The organism is Streptomyces sp. NPDC012825 (genome assembly GCF_042900925.1).
In the GTDB taxonomy this organism is placed as follows: domain Bacteria; phylum Actinomycetota; class Actinomycetes; order Streptomycetales; family Streptomycetaceae; genus Streptomyces.
In genome coordinates, this window is the sequence record NZ_JBIBBZ010000024.1 from 15,114 (window position 1) to 31,935 (window position 16,822).

Below are 16,822 nucleotides of genomic sequence, written 5' to 3' on the forward strand. Positions count from 1 at the left end.
GCCCGCTCCCACTCTTTGGGTAGCGCTACGGATTGCTGGATTCCCCCCGCCCGACCGAAGCTCTGGGCGGTCCGGCGACGCCGTTCCGTATCCCTCGGTCCCCAGCCGGCGGGATGCGGGGACGGCCGCACCCCACGCGGTCGTCCGGCGTGGCCGGACCCGTGTCGCACGGAGCCGACTCCGTACGACACACCACCCCACCCCCACCGCCGTGGGCGCCGGCACCCGAAGGCGCCCGCACGGCCGCCGCATCCGGGCGATTGTCATGATCCCAACAGGATCATGTCCCGGCGGTCCGGCGGCCGACCTCCGGACACGCACCTCCCACCACCGACGGAGCGTGTCCGGAGCCCATGGGGCGACGGGTGCCGCCCTCCGGGCCCGAGCCGGGCCCGGACACCTCTAAGGGAGAAACCATGGAGTTCGACGCTCGCGTCCTCCGGCGCCTGCTCGCCGTCGGCGCCAGTGCCGCCCTGCTCGCCGGGGCCGCCTCGACCGCCGGGGCCACGGCCGCCCCCGTACCGCCGAGCGGCGGCGAGGGCCGCATCGTCGGCGCGGACCGCCCCGGCGCGGTCGAAGGCTCCTACATCGTCACCTTCAAGGACTCGGTCGCCCGTGCCGACATACCCGCCTCCGCGAAGGCGCTGGCCAAGCGCCACGCGGGCAGCCTGCGCTACACCTACACGGCCGCCCTGCGCGGCTTCGCGGTGAAGATGACCGAGAGCGAGGCGAAGGAGCTGGCCGCCGACCCGTCGGTGGCCCGGGTCGAGGCCGACGCGGTGGCGTACGCCGTCGACACCCAGCCCAACCCGCCCTCCTGGGGCCTGGACCGCGTCGACCAGCGCGATCTGCCGGTCGACAAGAACTACACCTACGGCACCACCGCCTCCAACGTGAACGCGTACATCGTGGACACCGGCATCCGCATGAGCCACCGCGACTTCGGCGGCCGCGCGGTCAGCGGCTACGACTTCATCGACAACGACTCCAACGCCTCCGACTGCCAGGGCCACGGCACCCACGTCGCCGGCACCGTCGGCGGCGGCGCGTACGGCGTCGCCAAGGGCGTCAAGCTCATCGGCGTCCGGGTGCTGAACTGCCAGGGCACCTCCGGCGACACCTGGGCCCCGGTCCTCGCGGGCATCGACTGGGTCACCAAGAACGCGGCGAAGCCGGCCGTGGCCAACATGAGCATCGGCGGCGGCAAGACCCAGTCGGTGAACGACGCGGTGGCGTCCTCCATCGCCTCCGGCGTCACCTGGGTCGTGGCGGCCGGCAACAACAACGCCGACTCGTGTTCCTACTCCCCGTCCTCCACCCCGTCCGCCATCACGGTCGGCGCCACCAACAGCCAGGACGCCCGCGCCACCGGCTGGTCCAACGGCCAGGGCTCCAACTACGGCTCCTGCCTGGACATCTTCGCCCCCGGCGACAGCATCGTCTCCACGTCCAACTCCGGCGACACCGCCTCCCAGTCGATGAGCGGCACCTCCATGGCCTCCCCGCACGTCGCCGGCGCGGCCGCCCTGCTCCTCGCCGCCAACCCGTCCTGGACCCCGGCCCAGGTCCGCGACAAGCTGGTCGCCGACGCCACCTCCGGCAAGGTCACCGACCCCCGCACCGGCTCCCCGAACAAGCTGCTCCACACCGGTACCGGCAGCACCACCCCGCCGCCCACCGGCAGCAAGTTCGAGAACACCGACGACGTCCAGATCCGCGACAACGCCACCGTGGAGTCGCCGGTCACCGTCTCCGGCGTCACCGGCAACGCCCCCGCGAACCTGGCCGTCACCGTCGACATCCGCCACACCTTCCGCGGTGACCTGAAGGTCGAGCTGGTCGCCCCCGACGGCGGCGTCTTCGTCCTGAAGAACTACAACTCCTCCGACAGCGCCGACAACGTCCAGGGCACGTTCACGGTCGACGCCTCCGCCAAGGCCGCCAACGGCACCTGGAAGCTCCGCGTCACCGACAACTGGGTCAACGACACCGGTTACGTCAACGCCTGGTCGCTCCAGTTCTGACCTCGCGCCCTCCGCACCACCCCGCGCCCCCCGGAGCAGAGCCGCTCCGGGGGGCGCGGGCCGTGCCGCCGGCCCGGGGGCGGCTGGCGTAGTGGCGTCCGCCGATGTGAGGATGACGCCATGTATGCGGCCCCCGAGGGAAAAGTGCACCTCACCCGGCACGAGCAGGTCTTCCTGATCACGATGCGCGGCGAGATGGATCATGACGACGCGGAAGACGTCGAGGCCGCCTGGGCGGCGGCCGACGAGGCGGCCTCCCCGATGACGGCGGTGGACCTCTCCCGGGTCACCTTCGCCGACAGCATGCTCCTCAACGCGCTGCTCGACGCCCGGCGCCGCCACCTGGCGGACGGGCGCGAACTGGTCCTGATCGGGCCCCTGCACTCCGCCGTGCTGCGGCTCCTGGACGTCAGCGGGACCCTCGACCACTTCCGGATCGTCAGCACCGGCCCCTCCCCGGCCAGCTGAACCCCGCGGCCGGCGGAGGGGAAGACGGCGCCCCGAGGTCCGGCGCCGTCCCCGTCAGTCCGCCGGCCGGCCGGACCGGGGGGCGGACGGCGGGCCGGTGAGGTGGTCCAGGACGTTGGTGATGTGGAGCATGCGCTCCAGGAAGTCCGGACGGTTGTCCAGGTAGAGGGTGGCGCCGAGGGCGCTGGCCCGGCGGTGGACGAGGAGCAGGGCGGACAGACCCGAGGAGTCGATGTACGTCAGGCCGCCGAAGTCGAGGCGTACGCCCCGCGGCGGCGTTCCGTCCCCCGTCAGGTTCTCCGTGACCACGTCGACCAGCTCGTCGCAGGTGTCGTAGTCGAAGTCCCCGCTCACCCGTACGTACAGCGAGTCGGGCTCGCGGACGAGACCGAGGGCGAACTCGGTGGAGGTGAAGTCGTTCATGAGCGGGGGCCGGGGAAGGAACGGGCGGCGTGCTCGGCCAGGGCCGCCCCGCCCCGCTCGATCACGTGCGTCGCGCGGGGGAAGTCGTGCAGCTGCCCGGCCAGGGCGTCCAGACCGGCCACGAGGGAACGGGTGGGGACGCGGCGGGCCCCGAGGACGTCGGCGGTCCAGGTGAGGAACGTGGTGAACAGCTCGGGGTCGTCCACGTAGAGGGCGGTGGCCAGGAACCCGACGATGTGCGCGATGTCCTCCGCCGTGCGCTCGCGCTGGAGGTCGCTGTAGGCGCGCATCGGTGGGAACCGCTCCTCCAGGTCGGCCAGGGTCTGCCTGACCAGCCGGTGCCGGGAGCGGGCGACCATCGTGTACTCCTGGTCGGCCAGGTGCGGCAGGTCGTCCACCGCCTGTCGGCCGGCCGACGTGCTCGGCCGGGGGAGGCCCTCGTCCAGGACCGCGAGCGCGCCGCGCGCGTCGGGCGCCCACCGGTCGGCGCGCAGCGTGCGCGCGTACCGGCCGTCGGGACCGAAGGCGCGACCGCCCGTCAGCACCGGGACGCCCACGGCCTGGCAGGCGGTGATGGCTGCGTGGGCGGTCGGCAGGTGGGTCGGGATCGACCCGGACAGCAGGACGGCCTCGGGGTTGCTCTGGTGCAGATGGGCGACCAGGTGCGGGGTCGGGGTCTGCGCCCCGAGGTAGTCGACCCGCCAGCCGTGCAGGGAGAGGACCTCCGCGACCAGACGGGCGGGGAAGGCGTGCCACTCGCCGTCGACGCAGCTGACCGTGACGCGGCCCCGGGAGGGTACCGCGGGGCGGCCGCCCGCGCGGCGGTGCGCCAGGGAGGCGACGATGCGCTCGTTGATGGCGGTGACGGCGTGCTCCTGGGCCACGGTGATGCGGTCGGCGGCCCATTCGACGCCGACCCTCGACTGGACCGGCGCGAGCACTTCGAGGAGCAGGGTCTCCTCCGGCACGCCCGTGTCGAGTGCCTCGTGGACGACCGAGGCGGCGGCGGGCTCGTCGCCCTCCACCGCTGCCCTCCACAGCCGTTCCACCACCGTGTCCGTCGCGGTGGCCTGTCTCACGTGTTCCTCCCGCCGTACCGGCCGTACCCGTCGCCCGTGGTGAGCGACGAGGCCCTGGGGGCGGTGATCGCCACGACGGCCATGTCGTCGTGACGTCCCTCGTGGAGCCATTGGGCGGCCAGCATCTGTATCCGCTCCACGACCGCCTCCGCCTGCATGCCCGCGCACTCCGCCAAGGCCCTCTTCAGGCGTTCCGTGCCCAGGAACTCGTCCCCGAGGGGACCACCCCGCGCCTCGACGATGCCGTCGGTGTAGAGCAGGCACGTCTCCCCGGGGGCGAGCACGGTCTCCACCGTACGGGCCTCGACGGTCGGCAGCGCGCCGACCAGGGTGCCGCGGGTCGTGATCTCCTCCACCGTGCCGTCGGCGCGGGCGACGAGCGGCGGCAGGTGTCCGGCGCTGGTCAGCCGCAGCAGCGTCCGGCCGTCCCCGTGGTGCACGGAGACGAGGACGAGGGTGGCGAAGCGGGTGTGGTGCGAGGAGAGCAGGGCGCCGTTGAGCAGGTTCAGGACCCGCTGGTGGTCCTCGGCCAGGGGGAGCAGGGCGTGCAGGGTGTTGCGGATCTTGCCGGTCAGGACCGCCGCCTCCAGGCCCTTGCCCGCGACGTCGCCCAGGACGACGAGGGTCTCCCCGGAGGAGTCGGCGCCGGGGTGGACGTCGTAGAAGTCCCCGCCGACCCGTTCGTGGTCCTTCGAGGCGCGGTAGCCGCCGGCGTACTCGACCCCGTGCACGTGGTGCAGCACCGGCGGCAGCAGCTCGTGCATCAGCGTGGCGGTGATGGCGGCCTGCTCGGTGTAGAGGCGGGCCGCGGACAGGGCGGCCCCGGCGCGCGCGGCGAACAGGCGCGCGAAGACCTCCTCGTTCTCGCTGAAGGCCCGCTCGGTGCTGGAGCGCAGCAGGATGAGGGCCCCGGCGGGCACCCCGTGGCCGGGGAGGGGCGTGACGATGACGGAACCGACCGGCGAGGTGAAGCCGTCGGGGATCACCCAGTCGGGGATGGTGGAAGGATCGATCCAGCGGGCGGGCACGGGCGGGAAGCCCTGCAGGGCCTCGGCCAGTCCGGGCACGGCGGAGACGTCGACCTGCCGGACGGCCTGCGTGACGGGACCGCCCCGGCGGGCGAAGGTCAGGGGATGCCGCCGGCCCTGGGGCGGCGCCACGAGGACGGCGGCCTCGGCGAGGTGGTCCGCGGCCATCGAGGCGGTCATCTCCATGCAGCGACCCACGTTCAGTGTGGACAGGAGCGAGCCGGAGACCTCGGCGAGGATCTCGGACCGCGCCCGTACGTCGAGCAGGGCCGTCTCGGCGAAGCGGCGGTCGGTCTGGTCGACCAGCCACCACACCACGTCCCCGTCGTCGCCCTTCGTGGGATGCGCCTCCAGGAGGCGGCCGCGGACGCCCCCGGTCGCCGGCCCGGCACCCGTGCCCGACAGGCCGTCGCAGATGCGCCGGTGGGCGTCCGAGAGCCAGGACGGCACACGTTCGTGCAGCCAGTCGCCGCTCGCGGCGTCGGGCAGGAGGAGCCGGGCGGCCTCGTTGATCCGCACGAGACCGCCGTGCCGGTCCACGACCAGTACGGGATAGGGGGCCTCGATCCACGCGGTACCGACCTGGAGGCCGGTATCGGACGGACGGGCGGAGGAACCGCGGGGAAAAGACACAGAAGGAGGCACGCGGAGGCGCGCCTCACCACCTTCCTACAGGGACGACAGTTGTCCTGGGGCAACCGTCTCGTACCCACCCCCGCCACCGCAAGCCGTGCCGCATATGCACATACAAGCCTCACAAAGTGAGGGAACGCCCCTCGCCCGTCACGCGCACCGCCATCAGCGCGATGTCGTCCTCCCCGTTGGGAGGGAACGCCTCCAGGAGACCGTCGCAGATCTCCTCCACGTCCGCAGGAAGACCGCCGAGGGCGGACTCCAGGCGTTCGAGGGAGAGCCCCAGGTGCTCGTGGCGGCGTTCGATCAGACCGTCGGTGGTCATGACGAGGATCGAGCCGGGCGGGGCCTCCACCACGGTGCTCACCGGGTGGGGGAGGCCTATGCCCAGGAGCGGCCCGTGCTCGTCCAGGGAACGCACGTTCCCGTCCGGAGTGCGCAGCAGCGGGGGCAGGTGGCCGGCGTTGGCGATGTGCAGGAGCCCGGTGGCCTCGTCGACGAAGACGATGCACAGGGTCAGGGTCAGCCGCGCCCGGACGGCCGTCAGCAGGTGGTCGAGACGCCCGAGGATGTCGTGGGGCGGATGCCCCTCGATGGCGTAGGCGCGCAGGGCGTGCCGGATCTGCCCCATGAGCATGGCGGCGTCGAGGGAGTGCCCCGCGACGTCGCCGACGGCGAGCAGGAGGCCTTCCCGGGTGGAGAGGGCCTCGTAGAAGTCGCCGCCGATCTCCGCGTGGTCGCTGGCGGGCAGATAGCGCACCGCGAGGTCGGCGAGGTGCGAGTCGGGGAGCGTCTCGGGCAGGAAGCTCCGCTGGAGGGTCAGCGCCAGGTCGTGTTCCTCGGTGTAGCTCCGCAGCGCCTCCAGGGCGAGGGCGCACGCCTGGGCCAGCTGGGCAAGGAGCTGCTCGTCGTCGGGCGTCGAGACCGCCTCCGCCGGAACAGCGAGGCACACCGGCTGCCGGCCGGGCTTGGCGCGCGCCACGGCCACGGCGAGCCCGCCGCGGGGCGCGAAGCCCTGCGGGAAACCGGGCCACTCGCGGGCGTGCACCGTGACCAGCCGCGTCCCGGTGCGGTCCCCGAACTCGTGGTACGGAGGAAGGTCGCGGGCGTCGAGCCGCACGTCGACGACGCCGTCGGGGGAGCCCTGCCCGCCCGTGCCGGTGTCGGCCGCCGAGGCCGGCTCCCCGTGCGGGGAGATGATCGCCGCCACGGCGGGCGCGCCCAGGACGATGGCCGCGCCCCGGGCGGCCGCCCGGGCGACCCCGGCGGCGCTGTCCGCGCTGTAGAGGAGCAGGGTCGCCTCGTTCAGGTGCAGCAGACGGTCCGCGAGGCGCTCGGCCCGGCGGCGGGCCCGCGCGTAGCGCAGGGTGGCCGTGACGGTGGCGAGGAGCTCGTCCGGGGCGATGGGCTCCGTCAGGTAGGCGTCCGCCCCGCGGTTGAGCCCCTGGGTGCGGTCGTCCACGGTGATGGCGGACGCCGAGACGTGCAGGACGGGGAGGGCCGCCGTCGCGGGGTCGGCCTTGATGCGCTCGCAGACCTCGAAACCGGTCATGTCGGGCAGCCGCACGTCGATGACGGCCACCTCCAGCAGGGGCTCGGCGCCCTTGAGCAGCGCGAGCGCCCCGGTGCCGTCCTCCGCCTCCACGACGGTGTGACCCGCGCGGGACAGCGTGGTCCTCAGGACGTAGCGATTGGTCGGGTTGTCGTCCACGACCAGGATGCGCGCGGGCGAATGGTCGGAAGGGAACGGGCCTGCGATCACGGCGTGACTTCTCCGGGCGTGTCCTGCTCACCGGCCTCTGCCGGAGGGGTCTGGTCGGGCCCGGCCGGGTCGATGGCCAGGGCCAGGGCGATGCGTTCGGGCGTGAGGTGCGTCTTGCCCAGGACGGCCCGCGCGTGGGTGAGCCGGGAGCGGTCCACGTCACCGGGGTCGGTCGAGGTCAGGACCACGACCGGAATGTGCGACGTCTCCGGGTCACGGGCCAGGACCTGGAGGAGAACGTACCCGTCGGGAGCCGGCATCGCCAGGTCGATCAGGACGGCGTCGGGACGCTCCGCGCGGATGACGTCGACGGCCCGCGAGCTGACCGAGACCTCCGTCACCTTCCGCGCGACCCGGTTCAGCACCGGCCGGAGCAGCTCGACGAAGGTCGAGTCGTCGTCCACGACGACCAGCGACCCCGTCCGCGCTCCGTCGGCGGTCCCGGGACGGGGCGAGTCCGGGGAGGCGAGGTCGTGGCGGGCCGGGACCTCGACCCGCACCGAGGTTCCGGCGCCCGGTTCGCTGGTCAGCGTGAGGACGCCGCCCAGCAGACTGGTCAGCCTGCGGGCGTAGGGCAGGCCCAGGCCGGTGCCCGGCTGCCCCCGCTGGTGGGTGCCCAGGACCTGGTAGAACTCCTCGAAGACGCGGTCCTGCTGGTCCGGGGCGATCCCGATGCCCGTGTCGGTGGTGGTGAAGACGAACCAGGGACGTCCGGCCCGGTCCTCGACCGCGACCGCGAGGCGGACCTCGCCGGCCGTGGTGAACTTCAGGCCGTTGGACAGCACGTTGCGCAGGACGCGCGTGAGCATGACCTCGTCGGTGACGAGTTCCGGCACGTCCTCGACGTCGGGGATGTCGAGGCGCACCCCGTCGCGGGCCATGCTCCGCAGCGTCCCGCGCAACTGGTGCAGCAGGGTCCGCAGGTCGGTGGGGACCAGATGGGGCTCCAGGCGCCCCGATTCGGCCTTGGCCACGTCCAGGAGCTCCTCGACCAGGGCGAGGAGCGTGCTGCCGGAGCCGGCGATGAGGGACATCTGCTGGCGCTGCTCCTCGGTCAGCGGATCGGCGTCGGGCGCGAGGAGGAGGCGGGCGAGCGCGATGACCGAGTTGACCGGGGCCCGCAGTTCGTGGCTCACGTTGGCCCAGAAGCGGGTCTTGGCCTCGCTCGCCAGACGCAGCTGACGGGACTTGTCCTCCAGCTCGGCGTAGAGGGCCACCACGCCCGTGTTGGTCTCCTCCAGCTCCGCGGACAGCTCGCTGTAGAGGGCGACCACTCCCTGATTGGTCTCCTCCAGCTCGGCGTTCAGCCGCTGGAGCTCCTCCTGCTGGGCCCTCGACTCCTCGAGCGCCTGGAGGAGCTGGCGGTTCTGGACCCGCAGCTCCTCGCCCATGCTGAGGTCGCCCGACTCGCGGAGCGCCGCGCGGGCGCGTTCCGCCCCCTCCCCGGGACGTCCCTGGGAGGCGGGCAGGCGTTGGCCGACCGTCAACGTGTGTTCTCCGGACGACGCGGCGTACCGGCAGTGGTCCAGGAGCCGCCCGGCGGCGTCCAGCGCGTCACGGCCGGGGACGCGGGGCCCGCTCCAGGTGAAGCGGGCGCGGAAGAGATCGGGTTCCCGGAGGCGGCTCTCCACCTGCAGGTCCACGCGAAGCCCCGGAGCTCCCAGGAGATCACGTCCCACCTCACTCAGTACCGTCACCACGCGCACCAGCTCGTGCCCCTCCATGCCCAGGGCCCGGCACACCAACTGTCCACGCCTGCGCAGTTCAAACCCGTCCCGTTCGACGGCCAGCGGAAGGTCGCAGAGGCTGTCGGTGTGCGTCCGACTCATCGACGGGCCGCCCGGGCGATGACGATGCCGGCGTCGTCGCGGCGCACCCCGGCCTGCCCGAGGAGCTGGGCCGCGACGACGGCCGGCTGCCGGGCGAACAGGCCGGGCAGGGCGGCCGGCGACCACCGGTCGCTCAGGCCGTCGGAGTGCAGGACGAGGACCGCGTCGGGGCCCAGGGGGGTCCGGAAGGAGCGGAGGGCGGGCATCTGGTGGCCGACGATCCCGGGGAGGGACAGCAGGGTGTTCCGCTTCTCGCCGCTGACGACGAAGGCGCTGATGTTGCCGACCCCGCAGTGCTCGACGGACCCCTGGGAGAAGTCGGCCCGGGCGACCGTGACCGCCGCGCCCCGGCTGCCCCGCAGCTCCGCGTGGAGGGCCCGGACGACGTCCTGGGGGCTCCCGTGGGGGCCCGCCCGGAAGGCGGCCCGGGCCCGTTCGCCGGCGAGCGCCGCCAGCGGGCCGTGCCCCAGGCCGTCGCACATCATCACCGTGACCGCCCGCGCCCCGTCGGGGCCGTGCTCGGTGCGCGCGGCCCAGGTGTCCCCGCAGACCTCCTCGCCGCTGATCGGGCGGGTCAGACCGGCCACCTCGGGCTCGTCGGACCCGGGGAGCGGGCCGGGGGCGCCCCCCGACCAGAACCGCGCGAGCAGGGCCGTACCCCGGCCGGGCAGGGAGTGGACGTCGAAGACGTCGGCGAACCGCGCGATCGCCCCCATGCCCACGCCCAGGGTGCCGCTGCCGGACACGCCGTCGACGAGCGCGCTGCCCACGTCGGCCATCCCCGGACCGCTGTCCACGGAGAAGAGTTCGAGGGCGGCCCGGTCCCGGAGGGTCGTCACCCGCAGGGCCAGGGCGCCGTCCCGGGCGTACTTCTGCAGGTTGGTGGCCGCCTCCGTCACGGCGAGCTCTATCTCCGCCACGCGGACCGGGTCCATGCCGACGCGCCGGGCGAGGCGCGCCGCCTCCCGCCGGGCGGCAGCGGCCACGGCCACGTCGAGGCGCAGCCAGACGACGTCCTCCGCCTCGATCTCGTAACCGGGCACCGGGTTCACCGCGCCCACTTCAGCACCGTCACCGTCGTTCCGGCGCCGGGCGCCGAGTCCAGCTCGAACTCGTCGACCAGGCGTCGCGCGCCGCTGAGGCCCAGGCCCATCCCGCTGCCCGACGTCCAGCCGTCGGTCAGGGCCTGCTCGATGTCCGGGATGCCGGGACCGGTGTCCGAGAAGCTCACCCGGACGCCGACGCGCGCCATGTCGCGGACGATGACCGCGTCCGCCGTGCCGCCCCCTCCGTAGATGAGGGTGTTGCGGCCCAGCTCGCTGGCCGCCGTGACCAGCTTCGTCTGGTTGACCAGGGACAGGCCGGCCTGCTGGGCGAGGACACGCACCGCCTGGCGCGCCTTGACGACGTCACCGCTGGAGTGGATCGGCACTTCCTCACGGGAGGCCTCGTCGGCCGGGTAGTCCTTCACGGGCGTGCCGGAGGGGTGCCCTGCGCCCGGCGCAGGTAACCCAGTCCCAGTTCGAGGTTGAGCGCCGTGCGGACGCCTCCCAGCGAGAGGCCGAGCTCCACCAGTGTCATGGCGACGGCCGGGCGCATGCCGACGACGACGGTCTCCGCGCCGAGGACGCGGGAGATGGCGGCCGTGGTGGCCAGCATGCGGCCGACGAACGAGTCGACGATCTCCAGGGCCGAGATGTCGATGACCACGCCACGGGCGCCGGTGGCGACGATCTGCTGGGAGAGGTCGTCCTGGAGGTCGAGCACCATCTGGTCCTCCAGGTCCACCTGGATCGAGACCAGCAGAATGTCGCCGATCTTCAGGACGGGGACGCGGTCGCTCACAGCAGACCCGCCGGACGGGCCGCGGTGGCCCTGTCGATCTCCGTCAGCGCGTGGCGCAGGGCGTCGGCCAGGGTCGCCTTCGTGGGGATGTCGCCGAACTCGATGCCCAGGGCGACGATGGTCTGCGCGATCTGGGGCCGGATGCCGGAGATGGTGCACTCGGCGCCCATCATCCGCGCCGCGACGACGGTCTTGAGGAGGTGCTGGGCGACCTGGGTGTCGACGGCAGGCACACCGGTGATGTCGATGATCGCGTGCGCGGAGTTGGAGTCCACGAGGGCCTGGAGCAGCTTCTCCATGACCACCTGGGTGCGCGCGGAGTCGAGCGTCCCGACGAGCGGCACGCCCACCACCCCGTCCCACAGCTTCACCACGGGGGTGGACAGCTCGAGCAGCTGCTGGGACTGCGTGGAGATGATCTCCTCGCGGGTCCGGGCGTACTCCTCCACCGTGAACAGGCCCAGATCGTCGAGGAGGCGGGAGAACTGCAGGTAGGCGCGCACGTCCTCGACGGATCCGCCGAGGAAGGGCTCGAGCACCTCCTTGAGCGCGAAGACGCTCACGGCGGTCTCGGTCGGGGTGAACCCCTGCCGGGCCCGGGTGCGCGACAGCTCGACGAGGAGGCTGCGCACGACGGCGAACCGGTCGCCGCGGCCGACCAGGCCGCCCTGCGCCACGGCCTCGGCGATCGCGTCGTACAGCTCGCCCAGCTCCCGGCCGAGCTCCGCGCTGCTCACGCGCCCCCGCAACGAAGCTCCGACGGTCTGCTCCCACTGCGCCACCAGTTCGGACTTCCGTGTGGTCAGCAGCTCCAGCAACCGCTTCGAGTCCTCGTTGTCCATGCGCCTTCCCCTCACCTTGTCCCGCTCCGGAATCCGTCCCGACGATACGTCACCGGCCCTCGCCGTCGAGCACGCGCCTCCCGCCCCCCGCACCGCCCCGGGGGCCGATGGACCCGCACCCCGAGCGACATCTGCCCCCGATCCTCGTTCCCACACGTGCGGAGAATCACCGGGACGTCCGGGCCCGCGCGGGACGGTGCGGCAATCGGCGCAGCCGGAACGGCGGCCCGCCGGGTCCGGTGGTGCCATGGAGGGGCCCCCGCGACCGGCGGGGGAGGAGAGCCGGGAAACCCCGGCGCACCGCTGGGAGGACCATGTCCCACGACAACCCCTTGCGGGGACGGACGGCGGTCGTGACGGGTGCGGCACGCGGCCTGGGCGCCGGCCTCGCCAGGGAGCTGGCCGGCCGGGGCATGCGGATCGCCCTGCTCGGCCGGGAGAGCGCGACCCTGGAGAGGGTGGCGCGGGAGCTGCCGCCGGGGAGCCGGTGCTACGAGGTCGACGTGACGGACGACGACCTGATGGAGCGGACGGCCCACCGGGTGACGCGCGACCTGGGCGAGCCCTCCGTGGTGATCGCCAACGCCGGCGTCGCCGAGGGCGGCCCGTTCGCCGCGTCCGACCCGAGGACGTGGAACCGCGTCGTCGAGGTCAACCTCATGGGCAGCGCGACCACGGCCAGGGTGTTCCTGCCCGGCCTGCTGGCCACGCGGGGGTACTTCCTCCAGGTCGCCTCGACCGCGGCCTTCGGATCGGCCCCCATGATGAGCGCCTACTGCGCGTCGAAGGCGGGGGCCGAGTCGTTCGCCCAGTCGCTGCGCGCGGAGTGCGCCCACCGGGGTGTCGGGGTCGGCATCGCGTACCTGCACTGGACGGACACCGACATGGTGCGGGACGTGGACGCCCACGACGTCCTGCGGGAGCTCCGCGCCCACATGCCGCGCCCCGCGCGCAGGGTGTACCCCGTGGAGAAGGTGGCGTCGTGGCTGGCCGAGGCGGTCCGCCGCCGCTCCGCCACCGTCTACGCGCCCCCGTGGCTGCGCCTCGTGCAGCCCGTCCGCCCCCTGCTGCCCGCACTCGTGGCGTGGTCCTCGGCGAGGACCCTGCCCCGTCTGGAGGAGAAGGGCGCCCTGCGCCCCACCGGTCTGCTCGGACCCGGCGGTCTCGCCGCCCGGGAGGGCCCGGAGCGCGGCGACCGCGGCTGATCCGCGCCCGAAACCGCCCGGCGCGTTCCCCGGCCGCGCCGCGTACGGTCCGGCCGGGTGTACTCCTCGCGGACCGGGGGCAGGCAGTCGGGCATGAACCACGAAGACGATCACCCGGACGGGCGCCGCGTGCGGCCCGAGCACGTCGACGACCTCACGGTGGAGGCGCTGGGCTCGCTCTCCAAGGCCCTGGAGACCACCGAGCGGGCCCGCGGCCACCTGTACTCCTTCCACCAGCTGACCGGCACCGCCGACCTGGAGCTGGACAGGGCGGTGGCGCTGCTGCGGCGGGCGGGCCACGAGAAGTGGGCCGACCTCGTCGAGCGGGAGGTCCTCGGCCGCAACGTCATCCCGGGCCACTGGACGTTCCAGGTGGTCGAGTCCTACGACCGGACGTACTACGAGCCGTTCAAGAAGCTCGAACGCGACGCCGTCTCCGACCTCGCCGAGGGCCGCGCCCACCTCTACGAGGCCGAGATGAAGGAACGGCGCCGCACGCACGGTCACCGGGACCACACCGCGACCCCCGAGGAGACGCCCTAGGGACCGGTCCCGCGCCGCCGGGCGCACCGGCCCGGCGGCCGGGGCGCGCCACCGGTCCTATCCTGGCGTCATGGCCGTCGATCTCTTCGCAGGCGTCCCCGTGGAGGACTACACGGCGGCGCTGAGCTGGTACGAGCGCCTGTTCGGCGCCCCGCCGGTGTTCCTCCCGAACGACACGGAGGCCGTCTGGGAGTTCGGGGAGCACCGCTACGTGTACATCGAGCACCGGCCCGGACGGGCGGGCAACGCCCTGCACACGCTCTTCGTCGACGACCTCGACGCCCGTGTCGCCGGGATCACCGAGCGCGGACTGACCCCCGCCGTCCGCGAGACCTACGCGAACGGCGTGCGCAAGGTGACGTACGAGGACCGGGACGGGAACCGGATCGGGTTCGGGGGCGCCCCGCTCTGACCGCGGCCCCTCCGGCGCGGGCGGCGGGCCGGAGAACGGGTAGAGCTGTTCCGTGCAGACATTTCTCCCGTACGACCGATTCGTCGACTCGGCCGCCGTGCTCGACCCGAGACGGCTGGGCAAGCAGCGCGTCGAGGCCCTCCAGGTCCTCCGGGGGCTCACCGTGCCCGGATACGGCTGGCGCCGGCACCCCGCGGTGCGGATGTGGGCCGGTTACGAGGAGGCCCTGGTGCGCTACGGCCTGGACGTCTGCGGAGTCTGGACGGCCGGGGGCCGCTCCGACACCTGCGCCGCCACGCTGACGCGCGACTACCTCGCCCTGGGCCCCGGGGAAGGAGTGAGGGGACAGGACGAACTCGCGGCGGCCGGCGAGCTGCCGCCCTGGCTCGGGGATCCCGCGTTCCACCGCAGCCACCGGTCCGCGCTGCTGCGCAAGGCCCCGGAGGTCTACCGCGACCTCTTCCCGGGAGTCCCCGACGACCTCCCCTACGTCTGGCCGTCGTCGGACCGGGCCGGAAGACCCGAACCGGCCTGAAGACCGACATGTCCGTCCCGTTCCGTACGCTGGAGGGCGCCGCGGCACCGGCCCGGCCGCCGACCGGGCGCGCGCCCCGGCGGTGCGCGTCATCCAGCGCGGCGGAGTGGACATGCGACGGCGTTCCGAAGGACCGGGGAGCGGAGCCGAGGGCCTGTTCGACGTGGACGACCTCGTGGTCCCGTCGTCCGGAGGGGCGGACGGCCGCTCGTTCCGCGACGGGGCGGAGGCACGGAGGCTGCTCGACGTGGCGGAGATCCACGCCGAGCCCGCCGCGGCGGCCTCCTGGCGCGGCCGGCAGATCGTCGCGCGGTTCCCGGACGCCCGGCTCGTCGAGACCGACTCCCACTGGCGCGTCCCGCACCTGCACGGCAACGCCGGGAACGTGGAGCGCTGGGTGAGGACCAAGCGCGACACCCTGGTCCTCGGGGAGCGCAAGTCCTTCGGCGTCCGGCCCAACGGCCGCTCCGCCGACTGGATCGCCCCCGGCCTCTCCAACGGCTGCGCCATGGCCTGCGCCTACTGCTACGTCCCGCGTCGCAAGGGCTTCGCCAACCCCGTCACCGTCTTCACCAACGTGGACCGCGTCCTCGCCGCCCTGGGCCGGCACATCGCCGCCACCGGCCCCAAGCGGGAACCCAACCAGTGCGACGACCTCGCCTGGGTCTACGACATCGGGGAGAACGGCGACTGCTCGGTCGACGACCTGATCAGCGACAACACCGCCGACCTGGTCCGGGCCTTCCGCCGGTGGCCCACCGCCAAGGCGTCCTTCGCCACCAAGTTCGTCAACCCCGACCTGCTGCGGCTCGACCCGCGGGGCCGTACGCGGATCCGCTTCTCCGTGATGCCGCCGGACGACTCCAGGCTCCTCGACATCCGGACGAGCCCGGTCCCCGACCGCCTCGCGGCGGCGGCCGACTTCGTGGAGGCCGGGTACGAGGTGCACTTCAACCTCTCCCCGGTGGTGATCCGGCCGGGCTGGGAACAGGGGTGGGACGAGCTGCTCCGCGCCATGGACGACGTCCTACCCCGGAGCGTGAAGGACCAGGCCGCGGCGGAGGTCATCATGCTCACGCACAACCAGGACCTGCACGAGGTCAACCTCGGCTGGCACCCCCGCGCCGAGCAGGTCCTGTGGCGCCCGGACCTCCAGCAGCCCAAACGCTCCGAGAACGGCGCCCGGAACGTGCGCTACCGCACGGGGACCAAGGCGTCCGCCGTCGAGTCGCTGCGCCGGCTGATCGACGCGCGCGCCCCGTGGCTGCGGGTGCGGTACGCCTTCTGACCGCGACGGGCGCCCGGTGAACCCGGTCCGCCCGCGCCGGACCGGAACCACCGCCCGGCTGTCCTTCGCCGCCGACCGGAGGGGAGCAGACGCGGGATTTCGGGGCACACGTACGAGAACGGCCGATGGGCGGCCGGACAGGAGGCGCAGCCATGACGCAGGCACCCCGACCCGTTCCGGCGGCAGACGAGGCGAGGGCGGCCCTGGAGGACGTGTCCGATCCCGCCGCGAGGGCGGTGGCCCTGGCCCTGCTGGCGGTCCGTGACGAACTGAGGGCCGTGTCCGAGCGCACGGGCAGCGTGGAAGCGCGGTTGGAGCAGACGAACCAGTACCTCGGGGCCCTCGCCAACAAGCCCTGACCGCAGGGCGGCCGGACGGGCGGCTCGTGGGGCGCGGCCCGCCCGGCCGCCTACCGGCCGGTGCCGTCGTCGGCCGTGGCGTCGTCGGTCTGGGGGAGGACCGGACGGAAGCAGGCCGTGACCGTCTTGCCGTGCCGCTGGCAGCGCATGCTCCACTCGTCGGCGAGCGCCCGCACGATGCTCACGCCCCGCCCCGAGACCGCGCCCTCGCCCGCCTCGCGGGGGCGGGGCAGCGTCGGGTCCTCGTCGTGGACGCTGATGTGGAGGCAGTCGCCGTCCCAGGTGAGCACGAGCTGCGCGTCGCTGTGCGCGTGGACGTGGGCGTTGGTGAGCAGCTCGGAGACGGCCAGGACGACGGAGTCCACCGTCTCGGGCTCCCGCTCGGTCCACGGAAGGGCGGCGAGGTGCCGCCGGGTCCACTGCCGGCCGGCCTGCACGCCCCCGGACACGGGGAACGAGTGCGCCCACCCCATCGCCTTGACCGTCACGCTCTTCACTCCTTCGAGGCCGTCCACGTCGTCCGTACGGGACCCGGATACCCGGCAAT

The 16,822-nt window shown here is 73.5% G+C and carries 18 protein-coding genes; 8 read left to right on the forward strand and 10 right to left on the reverse strand.

Annotated features, from left to right (window positions below; translation table 11 throughout):
• Positions 1–416 precede the first annotated feature (416 nt).
• Positions 417–2,024, forward strand: coding sequence for a S8 family peptidase (locus ACFY7E_RS30115; protein ID WP_389490357.1), 1,608 nt, complete (start codon positions 417–419; stop codon positions 2,022–2,024).
• A gap of 120 nt (positions 2,025–2,144) precedes the next feature.
• Positions 2,145–2,492: an STAS domain-containing protein gene (locus ACFY7E_RS30120; RefSeq protein WP_389490359.1), complete on the forward strand. Its 348-nt coding sequence runs from the start codon at positions 2,145–2,147 to the stop codon at positions 2,490–2,492.
• Positions 2,493–2,546: 54 nt separating this feature from the next.
• Here ACFY7E_RS30120 and ACFY7E_RS30125 read toward each other — a convergent pair whose 3' ends face one another.
• The 9 genes from ACFY7E_RS30125 to ACFY7E_RS30165 form a co-directional block, all read right to left on the reverse strand.
• Entirely contained in the window at positions 2,547–2,915 is a 369-nt protein-coding gene (locus ACFY7E_RS30125; protein WP_389490361.1) for an STAS domain-containing protein, read from the reverse strand.
• The gene (locus ACFY7E_RS30130) at positions 2,912–3,994 is read right to left on the reverse strand and encodes a B12-binding domain-containing protein (protein WP_389490363.1); all 1,083 of its coding nucleotides are present in this window, start codon (positions 3,992–3,994) and stop codon (positions 2,912–2,914) included. Before ACFY7E_RS30130 ends, ACFY7E_RS30125 begins: the two co-directional genes overlap by 4 nt.
• Positions 3,991–5,655, reverse strand: coding sequence for a PP2C family protein-serine/threonine phosphatase (locus ACFY7E_RS30135; protein WP_389490365.1), 1,665 nt, complete (start codon positions 5,653–5,655; stop codon positions 3,991–3,993). Before ACFY7E_RS30135 ends, ACFY7E_RS30130 begins: the two co-directional genes overlap by 4 nt.
• A 121-nt stretch (positions 5,656–5,776) precedes the next feature.
• Entirely contained in the window at positions 5,777–7,414 is a 1,638-nt protein-coding gene (locus tag ACFY7E_RS30140) for a SpoIIE family protein phosphatase (RefSeq protein WP_389490438.1), read from the reverse strand.
• Positions 7,414–9,246 (reverse strand): ATP-binding protein, encoded by a 1,833-nt coding sequence (locus ACFY7E_RS30145; RefSeq protein WP_389490368.1) that lies wholly within the window; start codon positions 9,244–9,246, stop codon positions 7,414–7,416. The genes ACFY7E_RS30140 and ACFY7E_RS30145 overlap by 1 nt, the downstream gene beginning before the upstream one ends.
• Positions 9,243–10,307: an ATP-binding SpoIIE family protein phosphatase gene (locus ACFY7E_RS30150; RefSeq protein ID WP_389490370.1), complete on the reverse strand. Its 1,065-nt coding sequence runs from the start codon at positions 10,305–10,307 to the stop codon at positions 9,243–9,245. Before ACFY7E_RS30150 ends, ACFY7E_RS30145 begins: the two co-directional genes overlap by 4 nt.
• Positions 10,295–10,717: an anti-sigma regulatory factor gene (locus tag ACFY7E_RS30155; protein WP_389490372.1), complete on the reverse strand. Its 423-nt coding sequence runs from the start codon at positions 10,715–10,717 to the stop codon at positions 10,295–10,297. Before ACFY7E_RS30155 ends, ACFY7E_RS30150 begins: the two co-directional genes overlap by 13 nt.
• On the reverse strand, positions 10,714–11,091 hold the full coding sequence (locus tag ACFY7E_RS30160) for an STAS domain-containing protein (RefSeq protein ID WP_389490374.1): 378 nt from the start codon (positions 11,089–11,091) through the stop codon (positions 10,714–10,716). The genes ACFY7E_RS30155 and ACFY7E_RS30160 overlap by 4 nt, the downstream gene beginning before the upstream one ends.
• Positions 11,088–11,933 carry an STAS domain-containing protein gene (locus ACFY7E_RS30165; protein ID WP_389490377.1) on the reverse strand — a complete coding sequence of 282 codons (846 nt, stop codon included), beginning with the start codon at positions 11,931–11,933 and terminating at the stop codon, positions 11,088–11,090. The genes ACFY7E_RS30160 and ACFY7E_RS30165 overlap by 4 nt, the downstream gene beginning before the upstream one ends.
• Positions 11,934–12,247: 314 nt before the next feature.
• Between ACFY7E_RS30165 and ACFY7E_RS30170 the strand changes: the two genes are divergently transcribed.
• From ACFY7E_RS30170 to ACFY7E_RS30195, 6 genes are all read left to right on the forward strand, one after another.
• Entirely contained in the window at positions 12,248–13,138 is an 891-nt protein-coding gene (locus ACFY7E_RS30170; RefSeq protein ID WP_389490379.1) for an SDR family oxidoreductase, read from the forward strand.
• 93 nt (positions 13,139–13,231) lie between these two features.
• Complete coding sequence (locus ACFY7E_RS30175) at positions 13,232–13,681, forward strand: hypothetical protein (protein ID WP_383444037.1); 450 nt, start codon at positions 13,232–13,234, stop codon at positions 13,679–13,681.
• A gap of 70 nt (positions 13,682–13,751) precedes the next feature.
• Positions 13,752–14,093 (forward strand): VOC family protein, encoded by a 342-nt coding sequence (locus ACFY7E_RS30180; RefSeq protein ID WP_389490382.1) that lies wholly within the window; start codon positions 13,752–13,754, stop codon positions 14,091–14,093.
• 52 nt (positions 14,094–14,145) lie between these two features.
• Positions 14,146–14,628: an MSMEG_6728 family protein gene (locus ACFY7E_RS30185; protein WP_389490384.1), complete on the forward strand. Its 483-nt coding sequence runs from the start codon at positions 14,146–14,148 to the stop codon at positions 14,626–14,628.
• Positions 14,629–14,740: 112 nt separating this feature from the next.
• Positions 14,741–15,916, forward strand: coding sequence for a spore photoproduct lyase family protein (locus ACFY7E_RS30190; RefSeq protein WP_389490388.1), 1,176 nt, complete (start codon positions 14,741–14,743; stop codon positions 15,914–15,916).
• A 152-nt stretch (positions 15,917–16,068) separates the two neighbouring features.
• A complete protein-coding gene (locus ACFY7E_RS30195; RefSeq protein WP_383444026.1) occupies positions 16,069–16,275 on the forward strand; it encodes a hypothetical protein in 207 nt (68 codons plus the stop codon).
• A 50-nt stretch (positions 16,276–16,325) separates the two neighbouring features.
• Here the strand turns inward: ACFY7E_RS30195 and ACFY7E_RS30200 are convergent, their stop codons facing one another.
• Positions 16,326–16,763, reverse strand: coding sequence for an ATP-binding protein (locus ACFY7E_RS30200; protein ID WP_389490390.1), 438 nt, complete (start codon positions 16,761–16,763; stop codon positions 16,326–16,328).
• Between the last annotated feature and the right edge of the window lie 59 nt (positions 16,764–16,822).